This is a genomic window from Microbacterium sp. NPDC089696 (assembly GCF_044749125.1).
Classification (GTDB): domain Bacteria; phylum Actinomycetota; class Actinomycetes; order Actinomycetales; family Microbacteriaceae; genus Microbacterium.
This window is the reverse complement of record NZ_JBIVHF010000001.1, coordinates 759,946-785,922: the sequence shown is the minus strand read 5'-3', so window position 1 is coordinate 785,922 and position 25,977 is coordinate 759,946. Positions and strand designations below refer to the sequence as shown.

General features: G+C 70.1%; 21 protein-coding genes and 1 tRNA gene. 16 read left to right on the top strand and 6 right to left on the bottom strand.

Annotation, left to right across the window (positions count from 1 at the left end; genetic code table 11):
* Positions 1-100: 100 nt before the first annotated feature.
* Together ACIPY8_RS03700 and ACIPY8_RS03695 are read left to right on the top strand one after the other, a co-directional pair.
* A complete protein-coding gene (locus ACIPY8_RS03700) occupies positions 101-1,111 on the top strand; it encodes a LacI family DNA-binding transcriptional regulator (protein WP_400815083.1) in 1,011 nt (336 codons plus the stop codon).
* A gap of 25 nt (positions 1,112-1,136) precedes the next feature.
* Positions 1,137-1,499 (top strand): L-rhamnose mutarotase, encoded by a 363-nt coding sequence (locus ACIPY8_RS03695; RefSeq protein WP_400815081.1) that lies wholly within the window; start codon positions 1,137-1,139, stop codon positions 1,497-1,499.
* Positions 1,500-1,852: 353 nt separating this feature from the next.
* Here ACIPY8_RS03695 and ACIPY8_RS03690 read toward each other — a convergent pair.
* Positions 1,853-1,941: transfer RNA gene (locus ACIPY8_RS03690), tRNA-Ser, on the bottom strand.
* A gap of 100 nt (positions 1,942-2,041) precedes the next feature.
* Positions 2,042-2,770, bottom strand: coding sequence for a FadR/GntR family transcriptional regulator (locus ACIPY8_RS03685; protein WP_400815079.1), 729 nt, complete (start codon positions 2,768-2,770; stop codon positions 2,042-2,044).
* Between the two features lie 116 nt (positions 2,771-2,886).
* On the opposite strand from ACIPY8_RS03685, the gene ACIPY8_RS03680 reads away from it, so the two are divergent.
* Genes ACIPY8_RS03680 through ACIPY8_RS03645 form a run of 8 tightly spaced genes read left to right on the top strand, consistent with a single transcriptional unit; the run spans position 2,887 to position 11,967 of the window.
* Positions 2,887-4,245, top strand: a complete 1,359-nt coding sequence (locus tag ACIPY8_RS03680; protein WP_400815076.1) for an MFS transporter — start codon at positions 2,887-2,889, stop codon at positions 4,243-4,245.
* Positions 4,242-5,984: a dihydroxyacetone kinase family protein gene (locus ACIPY8_RS03675; RefSeq protein WP_400815073.1), complete on the top strand. Its 1,743-nt coding sequence runs from the start codon at positions 4,242-4,244 to the stop codon at positions 5,982-5,984. Before ACIPY8_RS03680 ends, ACIPY8_RS03675 begins: the two co-directional genes overlap by 4 nt.
* Positions 5,981-6,451, top strand: coding sequence for a ribose-5-phosphate isomerase (locus ACIPY8_RS03670; protein ID WP_400815071.1), 471 nt, complete (start codon positions 5,981-5,983; stop codon positions 6,449-6,451). Before ACIPY8_RS03675 ends, ACIPY8_RS03670 begins: the two co-directional genes overlap by 4 nt.
* A gap of 36 nt (positions 6,452-6,487) precedes the next feature.
* A complete protein-coding gene (locus tag ACIPY8_RS03665; RefSeq protein ID WP_400815069.1) occupies positions 6,488-7,264 on the top strand; it encodes a triose-phosphate isomerase family protein in 777 nt (258 codons plus the stop codon).
* Entirely contained in the window at positions 7,261-8,055 is a 795-nt protein-coding gene (locus ACIPY8_RS03660; RefSeq protein WP_400815067.1) for a sugar phosphate isomerase/epimerase family protein, read from the top strand. Before ACIPY8_RS03665 ends, ACIPY8_RS03660 begins: the two co-directional genes overlap by 4 nt.
* A complete protein-coding gene (locus ACIPY8_RS03655) occupies positions 8,052-8,924 on the top strand; it encodes a phosphogluconate dehydrogenase C-terminal domain-containing protein (protein WP_400815065.1) in 873 nt (290 codons plus the stop codon). The genes ACIPY8_RS03660 and ACIPY8_RS03655 overlap by 4 nt, the downstream gene beginning before the upstream one ends.
* A 26-nt stretch (positions 8,925-8,950) precedes the next feature.
* Positions 8,951-10,705: a hypothetical protein gene (locus ACIPY8_RS03650; RefSeq protein ID WP_400815062.1), complete on the top strand. Its 1,755-nt coding sequence runs from the start codon at positions 8,951-8,953 to the stop codon at positions 10,703-10,705.
* Complete coding sequence (locus tag ACIPY8_RS03645; RefSeq protein WP_400815060.1) at positions 10,702-11,967, top strand: MGH1-like glycoside hydrolase domain-containing protein; 1,266 nt, start codon at positions 10,702-10,704, stop codon at positions 11,965-11,967. The genes ACIPY8_RS03650 and ACIPY8_RS03645 overlap by 4 nt, the downstream gene beginning before the upstream one ends.
* A gap of 7 nt (positions 11,968-11,974) precedes the next feature.
* Here the strand turns inward: ACIPY8_RS03645 and ACIPY8_RS03640 are convergent, their stop codons facing one another.
* The 3 genes from ACIPY8_RS03640 to ACIPY8_RS03630 form a co-directional block, all read right to left on the bottom strand.
* Positions 11,975-12,973, bottom strand: a complete 999-nt coding sequence (locus ACIPY8_RS03640; RefSeq protein ID WP_400815058.1) for a LacI family DNA-binding transcriptional regulator — start codon at positions 12,971-12,973, stop codon at positions 11,975-11,977.
* Between the two features lie 2 nt (positions 12,974-12,975).
* Entirely contained in the window at positions 12,976-13,983 is a 1,008-nt protein-coding gene (locus tag ACIPY8_RS03635) for a LacI family DNA-binding transcriptional regulator (RefSeq protein ID WP_400815056.1), read from the bottom strand.
* 76 nt (positions 13,984-14,059) lie between these two features.
* Positions 14,060-16,342 carry a beta-glucosidase gene (locus tag ACIPY8_RS03630; RefSeq protein ID WP_400815054.1) on the bottom strand — a complete coding sequence of 761 codons (2,283 nt, stop codon included), beginning with the start codon at positions 16,340-16,342 and terminating at the stop codon, positions 14,060-14,062.
* A 145-nt stretch (positions 16,343-16,487) separates the two neighbouring features.
* Between ACIPY8_RS03630 and ACIPY8_RS03625 the strand changes: the two genes are divergently transcribed.
* The 3 genes from ACIPY8_RS03625 to ACIPY8_RS03615 all read left to right on the top strand — a co-directional run bounded on the left by ACIPY8_RS03625 (position 16,488) and on the right by ACIPY8_RS03615 (position 19,677).
* Complete coding sequence (locus ACIPY8_RS03625; RefSeq protein WP_400815052.1) at positions 16,488-17,789, top strand: ABC transporter substrate-binding protein; 1,302 nt, start codon at positions 16,488-16,490, stop codon at positions 17,787-17,789.
* Positions 17,790-17,876: 87 nt separating this feature from the next.
* Positions 17,877-18,758, top strand: coding sequence for a carbohydrate ABC transporter permease (locus ACIPY8_RS03620; RefSeq protein ID WP_400815050.1), 882 nt, complete (start codon positions 17,877-17,879; stop codon positions 18,756-18,758).
* A 10-nt stretch (positions 18,759-18,768) separates the two neighbouring features.
* Entirely contained in the window at positions 18,769-19,677 is a 909-nt protein-coding gene (locus ACIPY8_RS03615; RefSeq protein ID WP_400815048.1) for a carbohydrate ABC transporter permease, read from the top strand.
* Positions 19,678-19,754: 77 nt separating this feature from the next.
* Here ACIPY8_RS03615 and ACIPY8_RS03610 read toward each other — a convergent pair whose 3' ends face one another.
* Positions 19,755-20,585, bottom strand: coding sequence for an NAD-dependent epimerase/dehydratase family protein (locus ACIPY8_RS03610; RefSeq protein ID WP_400815046.1), 831 nt, complete (start codon positions 20,583-20,585; stop codon positions 19,755-19,757).
* Positions 20,586-20,731: 146 nt separating this feature from the next.
* Here ACIPY8_RS03610 and ACIPY8_RS03605 point away from each other — a divergent pair, with 146 nt between their 5' ends.
* From ACIPY8_RS03605 to ACIPY8_RS03595, 3 genes are read left to right on the top strand one after another with little or no spacing between them, the layout of a single operon-like run.
* Complete coding sequence (locus ACIPY8_RS03605; protein WP_400815043.1) at positions 20,732-23,338, top strand: family 78 glycoside hydrolase catalytic domain; 2,607 nt, start codon at positions 20,732-20,734, stop codon at positions 23,336-23,338.
* Positions 23,335-24,000: an aspartate/glutamate racemase family protein gene (locus tag ACIPY8_RS03600; protein WP_400815041.1), complete on the top strand. Its 666-nt coding sequence runs from the start codon at positions 23,335-23,337 to the stop codon at positions 23,998-24,000. The genes ACIPY8_RS03605 and ACIPY8_RS03600 overlap by 4 nt, the downstream gene beginning before the upstream one ends.
* The gene (locus tag ACIPY8_RS03595; protein ID WP_400815039.1) at positions 23,997-25,976 is read left to right on the top strand and encodes a glycoside hydrolase family 127 protein; all 1,980 of its coding nucleotides are present in this window, start codon (positions 23,997-23,999) and stop codon (positions 25,974-25,976) included. Before ACIPY8_RS03600 ends, ACIPY8_RS03595 begins: the two co-directional genes overlap by 4 nt.
* Position 25,977: the final 1 nt, after the last annotated feature.

Sequence of the window (25,977 nt, the reverse complement as noted above, 5' to 3'; positions counted from 1 at the left end):
TAGGCATCGAACACAATCGGGTCAAGTCACGGATCGAACACGACGAGACGTGAGCACGGGAGGATGCTGCGACGAGGCAGCAGGGAGGAATGACGAGCACATGCCGGTGAGCATCAAGGACGTCGCGGATGCCGCGGGCGTGTCCGTCGGCACGGTGTCCAACGTCCTCAACCGGCCCGAGACGGTCTCGATGGAATCGGCGCAGCGCGTGCAGCGGGCGATCGACGAACTCGGGTACGTGCGCAACGAGGCTGCACGGAAACTGCGCGGCGGCGTCTCGCACACGGTCGGCTTCGTGGTGCTCAACGGCCAGAACCCGTTCTTCAACGACGTCGTGCGGGGCGCGGAGGACGAGGCCTCCAAGCACGGCATCGCGATCCTCTACGGCAACACCGACGAGGACACCGCGCGCGAACGGCAGTACCTCGATCTGTTCGAGGAGCAGCAGGTGCGCGGCGTGCTCATCTCGCCGTACGGCGACATCCATCCGCGCCTCGAGCACCTCCGCGCCCGTGGCATCCGCGCCGTTCTCGTCGATCGCTTCGGCGGCGCGAGCCGGTTCAGTTCGGTGTCCGTCGACTCGGTCGCGGGAGGGCGCCTCGCCGTCGAGCATCTGATCGAGACCGGACGCCGCCGCATCGCGTTCGTGGGCGGCCCCATGGACATGCGGCAGGTCACCGACCGGATCGCCGGGGCGCGAGTCGCGATCGACAACGCCGGGCAGACGATCGACTTCGAGGTGGTGTCGACCTCGGCCATGACCGTCGACGAAGGGGCTGCCGTGGGCGCTCGACTGCTCCAGCGCCCACGGCGGGAATGGCCGGATGCGCTCTTCGCGGCCAACGACCTCGTCGCGCTGGGACTGCTGCAGTCGCTGATCGTCGACGGCCGCATGCTCGTCCCCGACGAGATCGCGCTGATCGGGTTCGACGACATCTCCTTCGCGTCGGCCGCCGCGGTGCCCATCTCCTCGATCCGCCAGCCCAGCGCCATGATCGGACGCACCGCGTTGCGCATCCTGCTCGAGGAGAGCGACGACGCCGAGCTCATCCCCCGCCAGACCGTCTTCCAGCCCGAACTCGTCGTGCGCCGTTCGACCGCGACGCACTGAGACCCACGACCGCCCGAGGAGAGAAATGACGCGCATCGCCTTCACCCTGCAGGTCCGTCCCGAGATGCTCGACGCGTACATCGAGCGGCACACCCCGGTCTGGCCGGAGATGCTCGCGGAGATCGCCGCCGCCGGGCGCAGGAACTACTCGATCTTCGTCGACCGCGAGAACGCGCGGCTGTTCGGCTATTACGAGACCGACGACGATGAGGCCGCTCGTGAGTACCTCGCCGCCTCTCCCGTGGCGGCGAGATGGGAGGCGTCGATGGCCGAGTTCTTCGTCGGCCTCGAGGGACGCGCCGACCAGGCCGCGACGACCCTCGTCGAAGTCTTCAACCTGGCGGGGCAACTCGCGGATGCGTCGCCGGAGAGCTCGACCGCCGACTGAACGAAGGTGCAATCAGCCTATAGACCTTCGTCTAGTAGGAAATGGACACACGTCTTAAGGCCCGAACGGTCGACGCTTGGTGATCGCGCACAAAGTCTGCGCAACCCCATGCGAGCGCATGCGAAGGTGAGATGTCTCCAACGACGGAGCGAATGCTTCCGGCCGCTCTGGGGATCGGCGATGCGGGATGGGGATCCGGCATCAGGACAGCGTCCGCTCGCCCCCCCATACGCAGCGAGATAACGCATCCCCCTCACGGCCCGAACCGTGAGGGGGATCGCTGTGTTCGGGGGCTATCACGGCGCAGCCCCCGAGAACAAGGAAATCCCCCGCCGGAGCGGGGGATCTTTCTGCGGAGACGAGGGGATTTGAACCCCTGGTCCCCGTGAGGGGACTCCACCTTAGCAGGGTGGTGCACTCGGCCGGACTATGCGACGTCTCCAGGCATCTGGCCCGTGAAGACCGGATGCACCTAGCCATCGTAACGGATCGCGGACCATGTCACGAACCGACCGAACGATCCGCGCTCAGGCGTCGAGAAGTCAGGCGTCGAGCAGCCGCGCGGTGGCCGTCGACATGTGCACGGCCATGGCGGAGGCCGCGGCATCCGCATCCCCGGCGCGCACTGCCGCGAGGACGGCCTCGTGCTCGGCGAGAGCCTGTTCGGCCTGTCCGCTGTCGTGCACCGCTCGGTCGGCGTAGACCTGCAGCAGCGAGCGCACGACGTGCACGTGATCGGTGAGGGTCTCGTTGCCGGCGGCTTCGGCGAGCACGTGGTGGAAGTCGAGGTCGGCCTTCGCGAAGGACGCGAGGTCGTCGGTGCTCTCGCGCATGCGGACGGCGCTCTGCTCGAGACGTGCGACGGTGGCGTCGTCGGCCCGGGCTGCGGCGAGTCGCGCGACGAAGATCTCCAGTCCCTCACGGAGTTCGAGGAGCTGCGCGGTGTTGCGCTCGCCGATCAGCAGACCCCAGCGCAGCGTCTGTGGAAGCAGCTCGCTCGCCGCTCCGCGCAGGTAGGTCCCGGACCCGGGGCGCACGTCCACGATCCCGAGGATCTCGAGCGCCGCAAGGGCTTCGCGCACGGCCGAGCGCCCGACACCGAGGGTCGCGGAGAGCTGACGCTCCGGAGGAAGTCGTGTCCCCGGAGGGAGAGAGCCACTCGTGAACAGGTCGAGCAGACGGCGCGCCACCTCCGACACGGGCGATCCGGCGGGCACCGCGGTGAGCGCGGCCGCGATGTCGTCGACCGGTTCACCGGGAAAAGCGGGCATGACTCACAACATACCGTCACGACGTCGGACGCCGACTTGAAATTGGTCAACCGGTTAGGCAATATAGAGGGCGCACTCACCCGAGCGCAGGAATCACCGTCGATTGAGGAGTCATCGTGGACACCCTGCACAACGAATCACCCGTCGCGAAGTCGGCGATCCGCAAGGTCGCCGTCAGACTCGTGCCGTTCGTGGCCCTGATGTTCTTCATCAACTACCTGGACCGCACCGCCATCGGCTTCGCCTCGCCCAACGGCATGAACGACGACCTCGCCCTGAGCGCGGCCCAGTTCGGCTTCGCCTCCGGCGTCTTCTTCATCGGCTACATCATTCTCGAAGTGCCGTCGAACCTCGCCCTGCACAAGTTCGGCGCCCGCCGCTGGCTCGCGCGCATCATGGTCACCTGGGGCATCGTCGCGCTGCTCTTCACGTGGGTGCAGAACTTCGAGCAGCTCGTCGCCCTGCGCTTCTTCCTCGGCGTCGCCGAGGCCGGCTTCTTCCCCGGCGCCATCCTCTTCCTCAGCCTGTGGGTGCCCTCGCAGTACCGCGGCCGCATCCTCATGCTCTTCTACCTGGCCCAGCCGCTCACCACGGTGATCGGGGCTCCGCTCGCCGGCGCGCTGATCCAGCAGCACGGCACGTTCTTCGGACTCGAGGGCTGGCGCTTCATGTTCATGGGCGTCGCGATCCCCGCGATCGTCGTCGGCATCATCGCCTGGTTCTACCTCAAGGACAAGCCGTCCGACGCCAAGTGGCTGACGCTCGAGGAGCAGACCTGGCTCACGAACGCGCTCGAGGCCGAGCGCAAGACCACCGCAGGCGGTCAGAAGCACGTCTCAGCGAAGTTCGCGTTCCGCAGCGGCCGGGTGTGGATGCTGTCGTTCATCTACTTCGGCTTCATCTACGGGCTGTACGCGCTGGGCTTTTTCCTCCCCACCATCATCGAGGGATTCCAGGAGCAGACCGGCGTCACCTACGACGTGCTGCAGAAGGGCCTCATCACGGCCATCCCGTACCTGCCTGCCGCAGTCGTCATGTACTTCTGGTCGCGGGATGCCGGCAAGCGCGGCCTCAAGACGTGGCACATCGCCGTCCCCGCCCTGGCGGGCGCCGTCTCGATCCCGCTCGCGCTGTACGCGGGGTCGCCGGCCGCGACGATCGCCGTCATCACGATCACGGCCTGCGCGATCTTCGCCGCCCTCCCGAACTTCTGGACGCTGCCGACGCAGTTCCTCACGGGCGTGGCCGCGGCGGCCGGCGTCGCGCTGATCAACACGATCGGCAACCTGGCCGGCTTCAGCGCCCCCTACATCACGGGCGCCGTGCACGACTGGACCGGCGGCTACCAGATCCCGATGATCATCGTCGGCGCGTTCATGCTTCTGTCGGCCGTCCTGATGATCGTCCTGGCTCGGCGAGGAGCGACGACCCCCGCCGCAGCGACCGCGAACCCCACCGAGGCCGTGAACTCATGACCCGTCTCTGGAACGAGCCGGCGGACTTCGCCGACGAGATGATCGACGGCTTCGTCGCCGCGAACGCCCGCTCTGTCCGTCGGGTGACCGGGGGCGTCGTGCGCAGCACCGTCGTCCCCGAGGGGCAGGTCGCTGTCGTCGTCGGCGGCGGCTCCGGCCACTATCCCGCGTTCGGCGGCCTGGTCGGTCAGGGACTCGCGCACGGCGCGGCGATGGGCAACCTGTTCGCGTCGCCCTCGACCCAGCAGGTGTACGCGATCGCGAAGACGGTCGACCGGGGCGCGGGGGTGTTCCTCTCCTACGGCAACTACGCCGGCGACGTGCTGAACTTCGACGCCGCGCAGGACCGCCTGAACGCCGAGGGCATCCGCACGCAGACCGTCACCGTGACGGACGACGTCGCCTCGGCGTCTCTCGCGGAGAAGCACAAGCGACGCGGGATCGCGGGTGACCTCACGGTGTTCCGCACCGCGGCCGCCGCAGCCGAGGCCGGCTACGACCTCGACGAGGTCACCCGGGTCGCGGCCCTCGCGAACGAGCGCACCCGCTCGTTCGGCGTCGCGTTCACCGGCTGCACCCTCCCCGGTGCCCCGGCGCCGCTGTTCACGGTCCCGGCCGGACGCATGGCGATCGGTCTCGGCATCCACGGGGAGCCGGGCATCGACGAGACCGACATCCCCACGGCAGACGGTCTGGCCGAACTTCTCGTCGACCGCCTGCTCGCCGAGATACCGGACGGCGTCGACGTCGCCGGCGCCCGGGTGGTGCCGATCCTCAACGGACTCGGAGCGCTGAAGTACGAGGAGATGTTCGTCGTCTACCGGCGCATCGCCCAGCTCCTCGAGGCCGCGGGGCTCGTGCTCGTCGACCCGCACGTGGGCGAGTACTGCACGAGCTTCGACATGGCCGGCACCTCGCTGACGCTGTTCTGGCTCGACGACGAACTCGAGCGACTGTGGGAGACCCCGGTCGACGCCCCCGCCTATCGCCGCGGATCCGTCGTCCCGGCCGCCCAGGCCGACGTCGTCGAGGTCGCGGCCGAGACCGACACCGAGATCACCCCCGGCGACGCGGCGTCGCAGGGGGTCGCGCAGACGGTGCGACAGGCGCTGCAGGTGCTCGTCGACACGGTCGACACCCACGTCGACGAGCTCGGACGCATCGACGCCATCGCCGGCGACGGCGACCACGGCATCGGCATGCAGCGCGGCTCCCATGCGGCACTGGATGCCGGCATCCGCGCGGTCGACGCCGGTGCCGGTGCGCAGACGGCGCTCGCCCGGGCGGCCGACGCCTGGTCCGACAGGGCCGGCGGCACCTCAGGGGCCCTCTGGGGCGTCATCCTCCGCGCGGTCGCCGCACGCCTCGGCGATGCCGGACGACCGGATGCTGCGGCGGTCGCCGCCGGCGTCGATGCCGCGGTGCGCGGTGTGCAGTCCTACGGCAAGGCCGAGGTCGGCGACAAGACCATGGTCGACGCCCTCGTACCGTTCACGACGACGCTGACCGACGCCGTCGACGGAGGAGCGACGCTCGTCGCCGCCTGGACGACCGCGGCCGACGCCGCGACCCGCGCGGCCGCCGCGACCGCCGACCTGCTGCCGAAGATGGGCCGTGCCCGCACCCACGGCGAGCACGCGGTGGGCACCCCCGACCCCGGCGCGACCTCCTTCGCGCTGATCGTCACCGCGCTCGGCGAACTCCTCGCCGACACCTCGAACGACAAGGACAACTCATGACCGACCAGCTCCGTCTCGTGATCGGCTGCGATGACGCCGGATACGACTACAAGGAGATCCTGAAGAAGGACCTCGAGAACAACCCCGGCGTCGCCTCCGTCGTGGACGTGGGCGTGGATGCCGACGGGCACACCGCCTACCCGCGCGTCGCGATCGCCGCGGCCGAGCTCGTCGCGAAAGGCGAGGCCGACCGGGCGCTGCTGATCTGCGGCACGGGTCTGGGTGTCGCGATCGCCGCGAACAAGGTCGCCGGCATCCGCGCCGTGACCGCGCACGACTCGTTCTCGGTCGAGCGGGCAGTGCTCTCGAACAACGCGCAGGTCCTCACCATGGGCCAGCGCGTGGTGGGCATCGAGCTCGCCCGACGCCTCGTGCGCGAGTGGCTCGGCTACCGCTTCGACACCACGAGCGCGTCCGCGGAGAAGGTCGCCGTGATCGACGAGTACGAGACCACCGGTCAGTGCTGAACGCAGGGCAGCGCTGATGAACACGGGGAGAAGCTGATGTCGCAGGTCACGGTCGGGGTGAGCCTGAAGACGTACTTCGGGCATGAGCGGGCGTCCGCCTGGTTCGACGAGGTCGCGACGCGCGTGCGCGCCCACGACGCCGTCTCCCGCGGCGCGGTCACCCTGTTCGTCACCCCGACCTACCTGCAGATCCTCCCCGCGCTCACCGCGTTCTCCGGGACCCCGGTGCGCGTCGGCGGACAGGACGTGTCGGGCGAGCCTGCCGGCGCGTTCACCGGCGAGGTGACCGCGGCCGAGCTCGCCGAGGTCGGCGCGACGATCGCCGAGATCGGGCACGCCGAACGCCGCCGCCTGTTCGGAGAGGACGAGGCGGAGACCGCGGCGAAGACCCGCGCCGCCCTCGCCGCCGGCCTCACTCCGCTGCTGTGCATCGGCGAGACCGAGCGTCAGGACCCGCGTGATGCCGCCGGCGTCGCGGTCGCCCAGCTGCGCTCCGCCCTCGACGACGCGCCCGCCGACGCCGTGATCGTCGCCTACGAGCCCGTGTGGGCGATCGGCGCTCCCGAGCCCGCCGGCCACGACCACATCCGCACCGTGGCCGCCGCCCTCCGAGACGCGATCGACGCCGACACCGCCCGCGCCGGGTCGACGATCATCTACGGCGGCGCCGCCGGCCCCGGCCTGCTCACCGCCCTCGGCGATGCGGTCGACGGTGTCTTCCTCGGCCGGTTCGCCCACGACGCCGACGCCCTCGTCACCGTGCTCGACGAAGCCGCCGCCCTGGCCGCGCACCGTGCAGGAGCGAGCGCATGATCGGGCTCGGCACCTACGCCTACTTCTGGCAGCACTCCGAGCGCGCCCCGGACCCCCTCAGCCTGATCGGCGCGTTCGAGGACACCGCCGCGCAGGGCGTCGGGCTCTTCCAGATCTGCGACTACGTGCCCCTCGACACCATGAGCGACGCCGAGCTGCGCGATGCCGCCTCCGCCGCCCGCGACCTCGGCCTCACGATCGAGCTCGGCACCAAGGGCATCCAGCCCGAGCACCTCTCCCGCTTCCTCGCCCTCGCCGAGATCTTCGACGCGCGGCTCGTGCGCAGCATGGTCTACAGCCCCGACTCCCGCCCCACGCTCGCCGAGGCCGAGACGTGGCTGCGCAGCAGCATCCGCTCCTTCGAGGACGCCGGGGTCACTCTCGCGCTCGAGACGTACGAGCAGCTCGCCACGGCCGAACTCACCGGGCTCGTCGAACGCGTCGGCAGCCGCCATCTCGGCATCTGCCTCGACCCCGCCAACGTCGTCGCCCGGCTCGAGCAGCCCGCCGCATGCGTGCTGCTGAGCGCCCCGCTCGTCGCGAACGTGCACGTCAAGGACTTCGCGTTCTCACGCCAGGACGGCTGGGTCGGATTCACCTACTCCGGCACCGCCATGGGCACGGGCCTGCACGACTACCCCCAGCTGCTCGCCGCCGTGCGCCCCCGCGAGCGCGGCATCAACGAGATCGTCGAGCACTGGCTGCCCTGGCAGGGCGACCCCGAGACCACCATCCGCACCGAGCGGGACTGGACCCGCACCACACTCGAATATCTGAGGAGCACATCATGAGCGACACTTCGACAAGCTCTGCGACCTACAAGATCGCCGTCATCGGCGCAGGCGGCAAGATGGGCATGCGCGTGTCCAACAACCTGGTGAAGACCGACCACACCGTCTGGTACGTCGAGAACTCCCCCGCCGGCCAGCAGCGCACGATCGAGGCCGGCCGCGAGCTGACCGACGCCGCGACCGCGGTCGCCGACGCCGACATCGTCGTGCTCGCCGTCCCCGACCTCGCCCTCGGCCCGGTCACCGCCGACCTCGTCCCGCAGCTGCGCGCCGGCGCGATCGTGCTGACGCTCGACCCGGCCGCCGCGTACGCGGGCCTGCTCACGACGCGCGACGACGTGATCCAGGCCGTCGCGCACCCGTGCCACCCGTCGATCTTCCTGCAGCGCGAGACGCCCGAGCAGTGGGCCGACACGTTCGGCGGCATCGCCGCCCCGCAGGACGCGATCGCCGCGATCGAGAGCGACGACGACGCCAAGAAGGCCATCGTCGAGGCCACCGTCCGCGCGATCTACGCACCGGTCATCGACGTGCACTGGGTCACGATCAAGCAGCTCGCGCAGCTCGAGCCGACCCTCGTCGAGACCGTCGCCTGCATGATCGGCGACCTCCTCAACGAGGCGCTGCAGGAGACCGTGAACACCATGGGCGTGCCCGAGGCCGCGGCCCGCAGCATCCTGTACGGGCACACCCAGGTCGCGCTCGCGAACGGCCTGCGCGGGGACAACCCGTTCTCGGACGCCTGCCTCATCGCCATGGACTACGGCCGTGAGAGCATCATCAAGGACGACTGGAAGAAGATCTTCCGCGACGACGAGCTCGACAAGAACCTCGCGCGCATGCTGCACCTCGACCACATCGAGCGCTGAGAGCACGGACCTCCGGAAGGACGAGGATGACCTGGAGCCGGATCGAGCGCGACGACCGCGCGCTCGGCGGGTGGACGTTCGAGCGCCGCGACGACGAGATCGCCGACCTGCGCCGCCACGGCCGCCGGGTGCTGAGGAGCATCCGCGCGGTCGTGCGCGACGCGGACTGGAACACGATCCCGCTCGTCGTGGAGGACGTGACCGCCGCCGACCGTTCGCTCACGCTCGCTCTGCGCACATCCTCGCCCTCGCTCTTCCGGGGGTCGCTTCGTCTCGACCTCGATGGCGACAACCTCGTCGCGACCGTCGATCTCGAGGCGCTCGCGGACATCGACACGAACCGCACCGGTCTCATCGTCCTGCAACCCCCGCAGGTCGCCGGGGCGGAGCTCCGCGTCGGCCATCCCGACGGCTCGATCGAGGAGTCCCGGTTCCCCGCGCGGATCAGCGCGCACCAGCCGGTGATCGACATCGTCGCGCTCGACTGGTCCGACGAGGATGCCGCGATCGGCCTCATCTTCGAGGGCGATGTCTTCGAGATGGAGGACCAGCGCAACTGGACCGACGCCTCCTACAAGACGTACAGCCGGCCCCTGTCGCTGCCCTTCCCCTACCGGATCGCCGCGGGCGAGCACGTGATCCAGCGACTCCGCGTCCGCGCCACGACGGGCGACGCGGATGCCGCGATCCTGGCGGATCCGGTCGAGATCGTCCTCGCCCCCGCCGGCGCCCTCCCGTCGTTCGGCGTCGCCGCCTCGACGGCCCCCGACCCCGCACCGACCGTCGAGCATGTCGGTGACGCCCTGATCGTGGAGGCCGACCTCGCGGGCGTCGACTGGCGCGCCGGGCTCGAACGCGCCGCAGCCTCCGGTCGGCCGCTGGACGTGCGCTTCGTCCTCGACCCGGACGCGCCGTCGAAGCTCGATGCGGCCGTCGCCGCCCTCGACCGCGTCGAGATCGTGCGGGTGACGGCCTTCCACCAGGTGAGCGACGCCCGACACGTGTCCGACCACGAGTCGATCGGTCTCCTCCGCAGCGCCCTCGACGCGCATGGACGCACCCCTCAGGTCATCGGCGGCAGCCGCTCGCACTTCACGGAGCTCAACCGCGAACTGCACCGGCTGCCCGACGATCTCGACGGTCTGACCGTCACCGTCACTCCCCTGTTCCACTCGGTCGACACCGAGCAGATCGTCGAATCCGTCGCGATCCAGCGCCTCGTCGCGCACGAGACCGTCGAGCGGGCGGCCGGCCGGCCCGTGCACATCGGTCCGATCGCCCTGCGCCCCCGCTTCAACGACGTCGCCACGACCCCGCAGCCGCTCTCGCCGCACGCTGACCTGCGCGACGGCTACGGCGCACAGTTCACGAGCATCGACGACCCGCGACAGGCCGCGCCCGAGCTCGCCGCGTGGACGATCGCGAGCGCCGCCGCGCTCGCCGTGCCCGGCGTGAGCTCGATCGCCTGGTTCGAGGAGTGGGGGCCTCGCGGCATCCGCTCCTCCGAGGGCGTCGCCCTCCCCGTCGCCGATGCCCTGCGATCCCTCACCGCCCTCGGCTCGCCCGATGCCGATCTCCTCAGCGGCGACAGCCCCGACGGGCTCATATGGGCGATCGGCGCCCGCACCGTCGACGGCATCCGCGTCCTCGTCGCGAGCATCGACGGCGAGCCCCGCACGGTCGACGTCGTGACGCCGCACGGCCGCGCGACCGTCGATCTCGCCCCCTTCACGTTCCTCGCCCTCCCGTTCACCGCCGAACCCAAGGAATCACCCGCATGATCGACCTCTGGAAAGACGCCCTCCGCACCTACGTCACCGAGCACGCGACGCAGATGACCCGAGAGCCCGAGGGCGTGCTCGAGCACCCCTACACGGTGCCGAGCTCTCCGGACTCCCCGTACTACTCGAATGCGCTGTGGGACTGGGACTCGTGGTTCATCAGCGTCGTGATGGGCCAGGTCGAGTTGGAGACGGAGGATGCCGGACGCTTCGGAGCGTACGAGGAGGGCACGATCCGCAACTTCCTCGACCACACCGACGAGGACGGCGTGATGCCTCTGCTGCTCAAGCCCGGCGGGCCGCTGCTGCACGGCGATCCCGGACGCGCCGCCGGGTTCTCGCAGAACATGCACAAGCCGATCATCGCCCAGCAAGCCGCCCTGCTCAGCCGCCGTCGCGGCAGCGCCGCGTGGATCGAGGACGGCATCCCGGTGATCCAGTCGTTCATCGAGCGCTACCTCGAGAGCCACATCCACGCCGAGACGGGCCTCGCCTACTGGCAGACCGACTTCGCGATCGGCGTCGACAACGACCCCTCGGTCTATTACCGACCCGACCGCAGCACCGCGTCGATCTACCTGAACTCGCTGCTGTACCGCGAGCTCCTCGCGTTCGGCTCGCTGCTCGAAGACCTCGACCGCCTGCCCGAGGCGAATCGCTGGCGCGGACGGGCGCAGGACCTTGCTGACGCCGTCAACACGCACCTGTGGGACGAGCGCGATGGCACCTACTACAGCGCCGACCTCCTCTTCCGGGAAGTCGACGCCGACGACTGGCTGCACGCGGGCGCTCCACGCTCCTGGTCGTCGCTGCTGCTGCGCGTCGACAACTGGTCGAGCTTCCTCCCCATGTGGGCGGGCATCGCCTCGCAAGAGCAGGCCGAGCGCATGCGCGAGCGTCTGCAGGACCGCCGCACGTTCCGCGCCACGTACGGCGTGCGCACGCTGTCGCGCCTCGAGAAGCCGTACAACCTGCGTGCGTCGAACAACCCCTCGAACTGGCTCGGACCGATCTGGGGCATCAGCAACTACCTGGTGTTCCGCGGCCTCGAGAAGTACGGCTTCGCCGAGGACGCCCGCGAGCTCGCGGAGCAGACCGTGGAGCTGTTCGGCCGCGACCTCGCCGCGACCGGATGCCTGCACGAGTTCTACAACCCCGACACCGGCGAGGCCATCATGACGAGGAACTTCCAGAACTGGAACTTCCTCGTGCTCAACATGATCGCCTACCTCGACGGGCGCCCCGTGGTCTCGGAGTTCTGACGGCCTGTCAGGCGGTGGAGTCTCGGGCGACGAGCTCCGGCTGGAACACGATGTGCTCGGCCGTGCGCCGAGGGTCGTCGCTGTGCTCCAGCAGCAGGCGCATGGCCGTCTCGCCCATGACGCCGCTCGGCTGACGGATCGATGAGAGCGGCACGGCGGCCGCCGCCGCGAAGTCGATGTCGTCGAAGCCGATCAGGGCGACGTCCTGAGGAACGCGGATGCCGTGGGTCAGGAGTCCCTGGAGCACGCCGAGCGCGACGAGGTCGTTGGCGCAGAACACCGCATCGGGCCGGGCCTCGGCCGCCATGACCGCGATCCGGTCGCCCGCGCCGCGGCCCGCATCCACGGTGGACGCCGGCGACGGCAGCACGTCGAGCACGGCATCCGCCACCTCGGCGACGGCACGTCGCGCGCCGCTGAGACGCTCGTCGACCTGCGTCATGTCGAGCGGACCGCCCACGAAGAGGATCCGGCGTCGACCCGTCTCGAGCAGATGACGAGCCGCGAGGTACCCGCCCATCTCGTCATCGACCGAGACGCTGCTGAAGGAGTCGTCGGCGCCCCGACGGTCGACGAGCACCGCAGGGATGCCGTGCTGCCGCATGACCCGCAGCCGCGGACCGGCCTCCTGGTACGGCGAGAGCAGGATGCCGCGGACGCGCTGCTGCTCGAACAGGTCGAGGTGCCGCGCCTCCTGCTCGCTGTCCTCGTCGCTGTTGGCGAGCACGACCGACAGCCCGTGCCGGGCGGCCTCGCGCTCCGCGCCGCGCGCGATCTCGGTGAAGAAGGGGTTGCGCACGTCGAGCACGACGAGGCCCACCATGAGGCTCCGCCCTGCTCTCAGTTGCCGGGCCGCGTCGTTGCGCACGTAGCCGAGCTCCGCGATCGCCTCGTGCACGCGTCGGACCGACTCGGCTTTGACGCGGTCGACGTGATTGAGCACGTTCGACACCGTGCCGACCGACACTCCCGCCCTGTCGGCGACGTCCCGGATGCTCGCAGCCACGACTACGCCCTCTGCGTGCTGGAGCGGATGACGAGCTGCGGTTCGAACATGCGGTGCGGCTCGGTGATCGACTGTCCGCCGATCGCGTCGAAGAGCAGATCCACGACCGAGACGCCGAAGTCCTCGTGGCGTCCCATGACGCTCGTGAGCGGGATCAGTGAGGCCTCGGCGAACTCGATGTCGTCGTAGCCGACGATCGCCGTCCGCCCCGGCACGTCGACGCCGCCGGCGACGAGCGCGTTCATGATGCCGAGCGCGAGGAGGTCGTTCGCGGCGAAGATGCCGTCCGGCATCATCTCCGCGGGGCGCGCGAGCAGTGCGGCGCCGATGCGTTTGCCACCGCGCACCGTGCGGTCGGGTTCGTCCATGACCTCGAGCGTTGCGGCGCCGAACTCGCGCACGACCTCGCCGGCCCCGGCGAGACGCCCCGATACCTGGGGGATGTCGAGCGGACCGCCCACGAACAGCAGCCGCCGTGACCCGACCTCGAGGAGGTGCGTCATGGCCTGTCGTCCGCCGGAGACCTCGTCGAGGGAGACGGAGGGCTGCTCGTCGGACTGGCCGCGCTGGCCGACGAGCACCGACGGGGTGCCGCGCCGCCGCACCTGGGCGAGGCGGTCCTCGACGGGCAGGTGCGACGACATGAGCAGACCCTGCACGCGGTACTGCTCGAAGGTCTCGATGTACGCGTTCTCGCGGTCGCGGTCGCGGTGCGAGTTCGCGAGGAACACGGTGAAGCCGAGTTCGCTCGCCCGCCGCTCCACGCTCTCGGCGATCTCAGCGAAGTACGGGTTGCTGACGTCGGGGGCGATGTACCCGATCGCGCTGCTCACCCCGAGGCGCAGCTGTCGTCCGGCGTTGCTGGGCACGAAGCCCAGCGAGTCGATCGCCGAGCGGATGCGCGCGGCCTTGTCGTCGGAGACGCGGTCGGGATGGTTCAGGTAGTTCGAGACCGTGCCGACCGCGACGTCCGCCAGCACGGCGACCTCGCGGATGCCGACTCGGGCCATGCGCGGCCTCCTCCGGCTCGGTGCTCGTCCCGTCACTTTACCGGCCGCGGGGTCGTCTCCCCGGAGCGGCGCACGGTCAGCCACGACGCTCCCACACCGGCTCGTCGGCGATCCGGTCGATCCGACGCACCTCGCCGGTCACGTCGATCGGGACCGTGAGTCCCTCGTCCGCCGCATCGGCCGCGACGCGCAGCAGCACTCGCCCCGGCTCGACGATGCGGTGCCCGGCGACACCCGTGAACGCGAGCGCCCCGACCGGGATGCGCACGGTCCACGTCTGCGCCTCTCCCGCGGCGAGCGCGACACGACGGAACGCGACGAGCTGCCGCAGCGGGCGCACGACCTGCGCATGCTCGTCGGTCGCGTACACCTGCAGCACTTCGGCGCCGTCGCGGTCGCCGGTGTTGCGCACCGTGACCTCGCACTCGAGGACCCCGTCGACCGGCACCTCCGTATGCGCAGCGCGGAACGCCTCGCGCGCGAACGTCGTATACCCGAGCCCGTGTCCGAACGGATGCCGGGGCGTGGGGTCTGCGCTGCTGACGCCCGTGAGCGCCCCGAGCCGCGGCGCGAGGTAACTGCCGGGCTGCGGCGTCTCCGGACGCGGCATCTGCACGGGGAGGCGACCCGCGGGCGAGGTGACGCCCGTCAACGCGTCGGCGAGTGCGGGCCCGCCCTCCTGCCCGGGGAAGAACGCCTGCACGACGGCGGCGCAGCGATCGGCCGTGTCGCCTAGCGCGTAGGGGCGGCCTGTGAGGAGCACGAGCACGACGGGGCGTCCGGTGTCGACGAGCGCCTGCAGCAGCTGCTCCTGCGCCCCGGGGAGGCCGAGGTCGTCGCGGTCGCAGCCCTCGCCCGAGGTACCGCGTCCGAACATGCCCGAGTCGTCGCCCAGCACCGCGACGACCACGTCCGACGCGAGCGCCGCGGCCACGGCCTCTGCGATCCCCGTCGTGTCGTCGTCGGCGACCCTGCAGCCCTCGGCGACGGCTATGTCGCCGCGCCACCGCTCGAGGAGGGCCTCGGCCACGGTCGGCGCGGAGAGGATCGGGTCGACCTCCGGATGCCGTGGCAGCACGTGCTTGACGAAGGAGTAGCAGCCGAACATCGCACCGAAGCGGTCGGCGTTGGGCCCGACGAGAGCGAGGCGCGGGGTCGTGTCGGCCGTGAGCGGGAGGGTGCCGTCGTTGCTCAGCAGCACGATCGAGGCATCGGCGATCTCCCGCGCGAGGGCCCTGTTCTCGGCGGAGTCGAGGTCGACCGCGGGGTCGCCTTCCTGTTCTGCGGGTCCGAGGAGTCCGAGCGCGTGCTTCTGCCGCAGCACCCGGCGCAGGGCGCGGTCGACGAGAGCCTCGTCGACCCGCCCGTCCTCGACCGCCGACACGAGCGGGTCGAGATAGTCGGTGCCCGTCGGCAGCTCGACGTCGATGCCGGCGCGCAGCGCGAGGGCCGCCGCCTCGCCCGCGTCGGCGGCGACGCCGTGCATGGTCTCGAGGAACCGGATCGCGAAGTAGTCGGCGACCACCGTTCCGTCGAAGCCCCAGCGGTCGCGCAGGATGCCGGTGAGGAGCTCGACCGACGCTCCTGCGGGCACACCGTCGAGGTCGGTGTAGGCGTTCATGACCGAGCGCGCACCGGCGCGGATCGCCTGCTCGAACGGCGGCAGGTACACGTCGGCGAGTTCGCGTGGGCCGACCGGGACGGGCGCGTGGTTGCGGCCGGCGCGCGATCCGGAGTAACCGGCGAAGTGCTTGAGGGTCGCCACGACGCCCGCCGACTCGAGCCCGCGCACGTAGGCGCTGCCGATGGCCCCGACCGTCACCGGATCCTCGGCGATGCACTCCTCGACACGGCCCCACCGCGCGTCGCGCACCACGTCGAGCACGGGACCGAGCCCCTGGTGCACGCCGAGCGCGCGCAGGTCCTCACCGATGCGACGTCCGAGCCGCTCCACGAGCTGAGGGTCGAACGCGGCGCCCCACGCGAGCGGGGTCGGGTAGACGGTCGCGCCCCACGCGAGCACGCCCGTCAGGCATTCCTCGTGGACGAGGGCACGGATGCCGACACGCTCCCCCAGCCGGTCCTGTCGGCGACGCAACTCGGCGACGCCCGAGGGCACGTCGATCGGGGTCGTCCCCCAATGGCGCGTGAACTGGCCGAGGCCGTCTGCCGCGTAGGCGTCGACGTGGAGGCCGTCGGCGATGAGCTGGTCCTGCATCGGGGCGGCGTTGTCGTCGCGGCGCGCCCCTGCCCAGAGGCCGACGAGCTGCACGACCTTCTGCCTGAGCGGCAGGTCGCGGATCAGGCCCTCGACGACGTCGTCGGGATCGATCACGGATTGTGACGTTTCAAAGAGCATGCGACCATCCTGACGCATCCTCCACGGATATGCTGCTTCAGGGCCGCATAACCCCCTACGAATTTCGTTTGACAGGCAACAAATCTCGCCCTAGCATTGCTTTTGAAACGTCTCAATAACGAGAGTTCACTTTCAAGGAGGAAATGTGTTCACAGCAGAACGGCGGCGCCTTCGCAAGCCGCTCCTCAGCGTTGCCGCTCTGGCCAGCGCCGGGGTACTCGTCCTTTCCGGTTGCGCGGGCGACGGCGGATCGGCATCCGGCGGCACCTTCGAGTTCCTGAAGAACGCCGAGAACACCACCACGCAGCCCGTGCTCGACGCCCTCGCAGCCGGCGCGTGCGAGGCCGAGAATGAGGCCATGCCGCTCGAGTTCAACTCGGCACCGCAGGCGGACCTCGACGCGCAGGTACAGCTCCTCGCGACGCAGGAGGATCTGCCCCCGATCTTCTCCGCCGGCGGCAACCCGTCCGAAGGCGCGAAGCTCGCCAAGGGCGGCTACCTCGTCGACTTCGACGAGAAGCTCACCGAGCTCGGCGTGCGCGACAAGATCGCCGAGGGAGCGGTCTCCACGATCAAGAAGCTGTACGGCGGCGAGTTCTCGTTCCTGCCGTTCCAGTACAACATCGAGGGCATCTGGTACAACAAGCAGATCTTCGCCGAGCAGGGCTGGGACGTCCCCGAGACCTGGGACGACCTCACCACGATCGCCGCCGAGGCGAAGACCGCCGGCTACACGCCCTTCACGGCATCCGGCGAGCAGGGCTGGCCCATCACCCGACTCATCAGCACCTACCTGTTCCGTTCGGTCGGCGACGACGCTCTCGAGAAGGTCGCCTCGGGTGACGCCAAGCTCACCGACCCCGAGTACGTGGCCGCCGCACAGGCGATCGCCGACCTCGGCGCCGCCGGCTACTTCGACAACAACGTCACCTCGCTCGACATCGACAGCTCCTACAACGAGTTCCTCACCGGCAAGGCCGCGATGATCTACATGGGCAGCTGGATCCTCGGCAACATCAACGGCGACGGCAACCAGATCGGCGCCGACAACGTCGGGTTCTTCAACTTCCCGGCCGTCGAGGGCGGCAAGGGCTCGCCCGACGCCTACCCGTCCAACGTCGGCCTCCCGGCGACCATGAGCGCAGCCGCCTACAACGACGGCACCGCGGACTGGCTCGGCTGCATCGCCGAGAACTACGGCAACGAAGCCCTGTCGCAGGGACAGATCACCGGCTTCATCGCCGACGAGGAGGCGGAGCTCCCCGCGATCTCGCAGACCGTCGCCGACGAGATCTCCACGAGCACCGACAGCGTGCTGTGGTTCGAGGCGCTGTTCAACGCGAAGGCCAGCCAGGCCTCGTCGACCAACGCCGCGCTGCTCGTCACGGGCGAGCTCTCGGCCGAGGAGTTCATGACCCTCGTCCAGGACGCGCTCGACAACGGCTGATCCCCGCACCGGCCCCGCGCTCTCACGCCGAGAGCGCGGGGCCGGCACTCTCTCGTCTCGCCCCCTCCACCCGAAAGGCCGCCACGCATGAAGTCCGTCCTCGGCGACCGGAAGACGATCCTGCTGCTGCTCCTGCCGGCGCTGATCATCTACACGCTCATCACCATCGTCCCCGTGCTCTGGTCGTTCGGCCTGACCTTCTTCACCGGCAGCATCCTGGAGGGATTCGAGTTCACCGGCATCGACAACTTCAGCCGGCTCTTCACCGACAAGTACGTCGCCGACGCGTTCTGGTTCACGATCCGCTACGCGCTCCTGACCACGCTGTTCCAGGTCGTGCTGGGCTTCGGCCTCGCACTGCTCTACCACTTCATCCTGCGCCGATCCTCGGTCATCGTCCGCACGCTCGTGTTCTTCCCGGTCGTGCTGCCCACGGTCGCGATCGGCATCCTGTACCAGAAGCTCTTCCAGTCGGCCCCGAACGACGGGCTCGTGAACGAGCTCCTCGTGAACGTCGGCCTCGCGAACGTCGATTGGCTGGGCGACGGCACGACCGCGTTCATCGTCATCGTGATCATGGACGTGTGGCGCTCGGCCGGCTTCTACGGCATCCTCGTGTTCTCCGGCCTTCTCGACATCCCCGACGAGATCATCGAGTCCGCGCGCCTCGACGGCGCGAAGCGGTTCAGCCTCTTCCGGTACATCATCCTGCCGATGTCGCTGCCGATCCTGTTCGCGTCGATGATCTTCAGCATCAACGGCACGATCAAGGTCTTCGACTCGGTGTTCGCCCTCACGAGCGGCGGCCCGGGCAACGCGACCACTCCGCTCACCATGTACATGTACCGCACGGCGTTCCAGTACAGCGACTTCGGCTACGGCTCGACGATCGCCCTCGTGCTCACGATCATGTGCCTCCTGATCACGCTCGTCATCTTCCGCTCGTCGCGCCGCGACAACACCGTCTGAGGAGCGCCCCATGACCACCACACTCGACACGACGGCCGTCCCCAGCGCCAAGGCGTTCGTCCCGCACCGGCGCAGCCCCGGCGCCGTCGCCCTAGGCATCCTGCGCAAGGTCCCGACCTGGCTGACGATCGCCGTCCTCATCATCGTGACCGCCTATCCGCTCATCTGGATGTTCGTGAACTCGTTGAAGTCGAACAGCGACTTCCTCAACAACCCCTCGTACTCACTGCCGGAGACCTGGCGCTGGGACAACTACGTCACGGCGTGGGAGACCGGCAACCTCGCCACCACGATCACGAACTCCCTGATCGTCACCGTCCCGTCGCTCGTGTTCATCGTGCTGCTCGGCACGGCCGCGGGGTACGCGCTCGAGATCATGGTGTTCAAGGGACGGGCCTCGGTGCTCCTGCTGTTCCTCGCGGGCATCATGATCCCGGGGCAGATGATCATCCTCCCGCTGTTCAACGCGTTCTCGAAGCTCGGGGTGAGCGGCTCCTACCTGCCGATGATCCTCATCTACATCGCCGGCGGACTCCCGCTGACGGTCTTCATGATGGCGACGTACTTCCGCGCCATCCCGCGGGAGATCTTCGAGGCCGCGACGATCGACGGCGCCTCCATGCTGCGCTCGTTCTTCGCGGTCGGCCTGCCCATGATGAAGAACGCGATCTTCACGGTGGCGATCGTGCAGTTCTTCCTCATCTGGAACGACCTGCTCATCGCGCTCGTGTTCGGCGGCAAGAAGAGCCTTAACACGATCCAGGTCGGGCTCCTGAACTTCTCGGGAGAGTACGGCGCTATCAACTACGGCCCCCTGTTCGCGGCGATCTGCGTGACCGTGATCGGCATCCTGATCCTGTACCTGTTCCTGAACCAGCGCATCATGAAGGGCCTCGCGGCCGGCGCGGTCAAGGGCTGAACCGGGGGCTGGGGAAAGAGAAGGGCGGTGGATGCCGAGCATCCACCGCCCTTCTTCCGTGCGGGACGGTTCCGCGCTCAGCGCCAGTCGTGCTCGGCGCGGAAGCCGAGCTCGTCGCGGATGCGGGTCGTCGAGAGCAGAGAGTCGAAGCCGTCGAGATCGTCGGCGATCGGCGCTCCCGGGAACCACCGCGCGGCGACCTCACGGGTGGGCGCGGCATTGCCGGATTCCGGGGCGGCGACGTTGTAGACCCGGAATCCCGGGGTCGCGGCGGCGAGCGCGCGTTCGACGGCCTGCGCTCCGTCGCGCGCGTCGACCCAGGAGCCGAGGAGGTCGCGTCGGTAGTCGGGCTCCCCCGCCGACTCGAACGTCGCGTAGGCATCGGGCGCCACGACGTTGGTGAAGCGGAGCGCCGTGATCGAGGCCTCGGGGTGCCAGCCGACGAGCTGCGCGGCCATCGCCTCCTCCACGACTTTGCCGAGTCCGTAGGTGTTGAACGCCCGGGTGTAGGTCTCGTCGACGGGGAGCGACGGCGGTGGCACCTCGAACGGGAAGCCCATCGCTGTGATGCTCGATGCCAGCACGACGGTGCGGATGCCGGCGCGCTGCGCCGCGAGGAGCACGTGAGAGGACACGAGCATGTTGTTCTCGAAGGTCGCAGCGTCGGGGATGAGCCCGTTGACGGGGATCGCCGCGAGGTGCACGAGCGCGTCGATGCCCGCGTGCCGCGCGGTCACGCCGAGGAGCGCGTCCAGAGTCTGCCCGTAATCGGTGAGGTCGACGCGCGTGAAGCCGGGACCGGCGTGGCCGGCGAGGTCGAAGCCGATCACCTCGGCGCCGTTCTCGCGGAGCCGCTCGACGGTCGCCCGACCGAGCGTTCCACTGCTTCCTGTCACTGCGATCACCATGGGAACCTCCGCGTCCGAGTCTGGCACGAGCATCGACCTCGTCGACGTTCATGCCCTAGTATTGAAACGTCACAATCTTACCGTTGATCGCTATGACAGCGAGTGCGATGCGACTCTGAAACGTTTCGAACACTTGGGAGTGTCCAATGCCGGTCACCGTATCCGCACCGCGCTTCGAGCATCATCGCGAACCGCTCGGCATCGGCGAGTCCGCTCCCCGGCTGTCGTGGTTCGTCGAGGCAGCCCCGACGGAATGGGTCCAGGTCGCGTACCGCATCGAGGTCGACTCCGACGGCGACGTGCGGTCCTTCGACGTCGAGTCGGCCGACCAGGTGCTCGTCCCCTGGCCCGCCGCCCCGCTGAGCTCGCGCGCCCGTGCGTCGGTGCGCGTGCGGGTGCGCGGCGTCGACGGCGAGTGGAGCGCCCCCGGCCCCGCGGCCGACGTTGAGGCCGGCCTGCTGCACCCCGAGGACTGGTCCGCCGGCCCGGTGGGTGCGCTCTGGAACGAGAACCCGATGCGGGACGACCGCCGCGCATCCCTCGTTCGTCGAGACTTCGCCGTGCGCCCCGGACTCGTGCGCGCCCGGCTGTACGCGACCGCGCACGGCCTGTATCAGGCGGAGATCAACGGCGAGCGCGTGGGCGACGACGTGCTCTCCCCCGGGTGGACGGTCTACCGCGACCGTCTGCGCTACTACACCTACGACGTCACGGACCTGCTCGTCGAGGGCGAGAACGCGATCGGCGCCTGGCTCGGCGACGGCTGGTACCGCGGGCGCCTCGGGTGGCGCGGCGGCTTCCGCAACGTGTTCGGCGACGACCTGTCGTTCCTCGGCCAGCTCGAGCTGGTCTACACCGACGGATCGACGCAGACCGTCGCGACCGACACCCGCTGGAAGGCCGCGCCGAGTCCCATCCTGCGCTCCGGCATCTACGACGGAGAGACCTACGACGCCCGCGAGGAGCTACCGGGGTGGAGCAGCGCCGGCTACGACGACACCGCCTGGGGACGCGTGCAGCTGCGCCGCCGCGACCTCGGCACGCTCGTCGCCCCCACCGGCCCTCCGGTCCGCGTGACGGAGGAGGTAGCCCCCGTCGCCGTGCTGCGCACGCCCTCCGGCCGCCGCGTGCTCGACTTCGGACAGAACCTCGTGGGAGTCGTGCGCCTTCGCGCGACCGCCCCGGCCGGCGCCACCGTCACGTTGCGCACCGCCGAGGTCATGCAGGACGGCGAGATCTACACGCGCCCCCTGCGCGACGCCGCCTCGACCGACGTCTACACGTTCGCCGGTCGCGACGGCGGCGAGGAGTGGGAGCCGCGCTTCACGTTCCACGGCTTCCGCTACGTCGAGGTCGACGGGTGGCCGACGGATATCGACGCGGATGCCGCAGCCGGGGCTCTCATCGCCCGCGTGCAGCACACCGACATGGAGCGCACGGGGTGGTTCTCGTCGTCGAACCCGCAGCTCGACCGCCTGCACGAGAACGTCGTGTGGGGCATGCGCGGCAACTTCGTCGACCTTCCCACGGACTGCCCCCAGCGCGACGAGCGCCTCGGCTGGACCGGCGACATCCAGGTCTTCGCCCCCGCCGCCTCCTTCCTGTACGACTCCTCCGGCATGCTCGCGGGCTGGCTGCGCGACCTCGCGGCCGAACAGCTCCCCGACGGCACCGTGCCCTGGTACGTCCCCGTGATCCCCGCCGACACCATGTGGACCCCGCAACGGCCCGGTGCCGCCTGGGGCGACGCCGCGACGATCGTGCCGTGGACCCTGCATCGCCGCTTCGGCGACGCGGGCGTGCTGCGCGCGCAGTTCGACAGCGCTCGCGCCTGGGTCGACCTGCAGGCCGACATCGCCGGCCCCACGCGCCTCTGGGACACGGGCTACCAGCTCGGCGACTGGCTCGACCCGGCCGCGCCTCCGCAGGACCCGGCCGACGCGCTGACCGACCGCTACCTCGTCGCCTCGGCGTACTTCGCCCGCTCGGCTCGATTGGTCGCCGACATGGCGGAGACGCTCGGCGAGACGGCCGACGCCGCGCACTACACGACCGTCGCCGACGAGGCGAGGGCCGCGTTCATCGGCGCCTACGTGGGTGCGGACGGCGTCATGACGTCCGACGCGCAGACCGCCTACGCCCTCGCGCTCGAGTTCGATCTGCTGCCCGAGGAGCTGCGCCCGGCGGCCGCTGCACGGCTCGCGGAGCTCGTGCGCGCGGGCGGCAACCGCATCGCGACCGGCTTCGTCGGCACGCCTCTCGTGACCGACGCCCTGAGCGCGAACGGGCAGCTGGATGCCGCATACGCGCTGCTCCTCGAGGAGGAGTGCCCGTCATGGCTCTACCAGGTCGGCATGGGCGCCACCACGGTCTGGGAGCGCTGGGACTCGATGCGCCCCGACGGCTCCGTCAACCCCGGCAGCATGACCTCGTTCAACCACTACGCGCTCGGTGCAGTGGTCGACTGGATGCACCGCGTCGTCGCCGGCCTCGCACCCGCCGCGCCGGGATACCGGCGACTGAGCGTCGCCCCGCGACCCGGCGGCGGCCTGACCTCGGCCTCCGCTCGGCACCGCACACCGTTCGGCATCGCGGCCGTGTCGTGGGAGATCGTCGACGGCGTGCTGGAGGTCACCGCCGAGGTGCCCGTCGGAGTCACGGCGGTCCTCGACCTGCCCGGCCTCGCTCCTGAGGAGGTCGGCCACGGCACGCATCGTCGAACGGTCGTCCTCGCGGCGGAGGTCGCGGCATGACCCGCATCGCCTTCGTGCACACGGGCGCCGTCGTGATCGCACCGGTGGTCGAGCAGGCGCGACGCGCCCTGCCCGGCGCCACGTTCGTGAACTACCTCGACGACCGGATCGTCGCCGACCTCGGCGACGCCGCGCGCTCGGCATCCGTCCCCGACCGCCTCGGACACCTCGTGGAGGCCGCGCGCGACGGAGGGGCCGACATCGTGATGCTCACCTGTTCGTCGATCTCGGCGCACGCCGCGCCGCTCGCCGCACGCGCCGGGATCCCGGTGCTGCGGATCGATGAGGCGATGGCGGACCGTGCGGTCGCAACCGGCCGACGCATCGCGGTGATCGCGACGCTGCCCACGACCCTCGCCCCGACCGTCGCGCTCCTCCGGGAACGGGCCGGTCTCGCGGGCTCCGAGCCGGAGATCGTCGACGAGGTCGTGGACGGGGCGTTCGCCGCCGTCTCGACGGGCGACCGAGCCGCGCACGACCGTCTCGTGTCCGCCGCGATCGAACGCCTGGCCGCCGATGCAGACATCGTGGTGCTCGCGCAGGCGTCCATGGCCTCCGCCGCCGAGCGCGCCGACGTCGACGTGCCGGTGCTGACGAGCATCGCCTCGGGGATCGAGCGACTCGGCGAGGTCGTCGCCGCGCATGAAGGAGCTGACCGATGACCACCACCCGCCCCCGCATCCTCACCCCGCTGACCGCCGACTCCGCGCGATGGGCCGACGGGTTCTGGGGCGGCGTGCAGCAGCGCACGGCCTCGACGACCGTGCCGACCATGTGGCAGTCGCTGAGCGACCCGGCCGTGAGCGCCGGGCTCCGCAACTTCCGGATCGCCGCCGGACTCGAGGAGGGCACGCACGAAGGGCCGCCGTTCATGGACGGCGACGTCTACAAGTGGATGGAGGCGGGGATCGCCCAGCTCGAGATCGCGCCGGAGCCGTGGCTCGCCGACACGATCGAGGAGCTCGCGCAGCTCATCGCGCGTGTGCAGCGCGATGACGGCTACCTGCACACCCCGACCCTGATCGCGGCACGCGGCCCGGTCGCCGCGAGCGACCTCGCCGACCGGTTCCATTTCGAGACGTACAACCTCGGCCACCTCATCACGATGTGCGTGCGACACCACGCGGTCACCGAATCGACGCTGCTGCTCGACGTCGCCATCCGCACGGCCGGCTACCTCGAAGGGCTCGCGGCGAATCAGCCGCTCGAGCTGGCGCGCAGCGCGATCTGCCCCTCGCATTACATGGCGGTCGTGGAGCTCTACCGCGCGACCGACGACCGCCGATGGCTCGCCCTGGCGCAGGCGTTCCTCCGGGTGCGTGACGAGTTCGAGGGAGGGGACGACAACCAGGACCGTCTGCCCGTGCACGAGCAGGCGGTGGTGGCGGGTCACGCCGTGCGCGCGAACTACCTGTACGCGGGACTCGCCGACCTCGCGCTGGAGACCGGCGACGCGGACCTCGTCGCCGTGCTGACGCGGCTGTGGGACGACGTGGTCGACACCAAGCTCTACGTCACGGGCGGATGCGGCGCGCTTTACGACGGCGCCTCACCCGACGGGCACCCCTGGCAGGAGCAGATCAGCCGCGTGCACCAGGCCTACGGCCGCGCCTACCAGTTGCCGCACACGACGGCGCACGCCGAGTCCTGCGCGAACATCGGCATGATCCTGTGGGCCGAGCGGATGCTCGCGCTCACGGGCGAGGCGCGCTTCGCCGACGTGATCGAACAGGTCGCCGTGAACGCCCTTCTGGCGGGCATCAGCCTCGACGGGACGTCGTACTTCTACACGAATCCGCTGCGTCAGGTGCGCGATCTGCCGTTCGAGCTCCGTCGCGCGGGGGACACGGGCCTCCACCCCGTGCCCGTGCCGCCGAAGTCCGACGAGCGTCTGCGTGAGCGGTACCTGAGCTGCTTCTGCTGCCCGCCGAACACGGCCCGCACGCTGTCGCGACTGCACGAGCGTGCGGCGTCCGTCTCCGACGACGGTCTGTTCGTGCACCTGTACGGCGGCAGCGAGCTGCGGGGCGCCCTCGACGACGGACGGATGCTCGCGCTCCGCGAGCAGAGCGACTACCCGTGGAGCGGTCGCATCGTGCTCACCGTGACGGATGCCGCAGACGGCGGGCTACCTCTGCATCTGCGCGTCCCCGGCTGGTCGGCGGGCGCGACCCTGACGGTGAACGGCGAGGCGCATGAGGTCGGGGCGCCCGGAACGCACACGACCATCGCCCGTCCGTTGTCGGCCGGCGACGTGATCGCACTCGACCTGCCGATGCCCGTGCGCGTTCTGCGGGCGCATCGTCTGGCCGAAGAGGCGGCGAACCAGGTGGCGGTGCAGCGCGGCCCCGTCGTGTACTGCGTCGAGGAGGCGGACCTTCCCGACGACGTGCTGCTCGAGCAGGCGGCGCTGCGACGCGGCACGACGTTCGGCACCGAGGAGATCGAGATCGACGGGCAGCGCCTGCTCGCGCTGACGACGACCCTCGCGGTCATCCCCGGCACGAGCGACGACGCGCTGTACGCCGATATCGACGCCACCCCGCTCACCGACGTTCCGGCTCGCCTGGTGCCGTACTTCGCCTGGGGCAACCGCGGTCCCGGCGAGATGTCGGTCTGGCTCCCGATCGTGTGGTGAC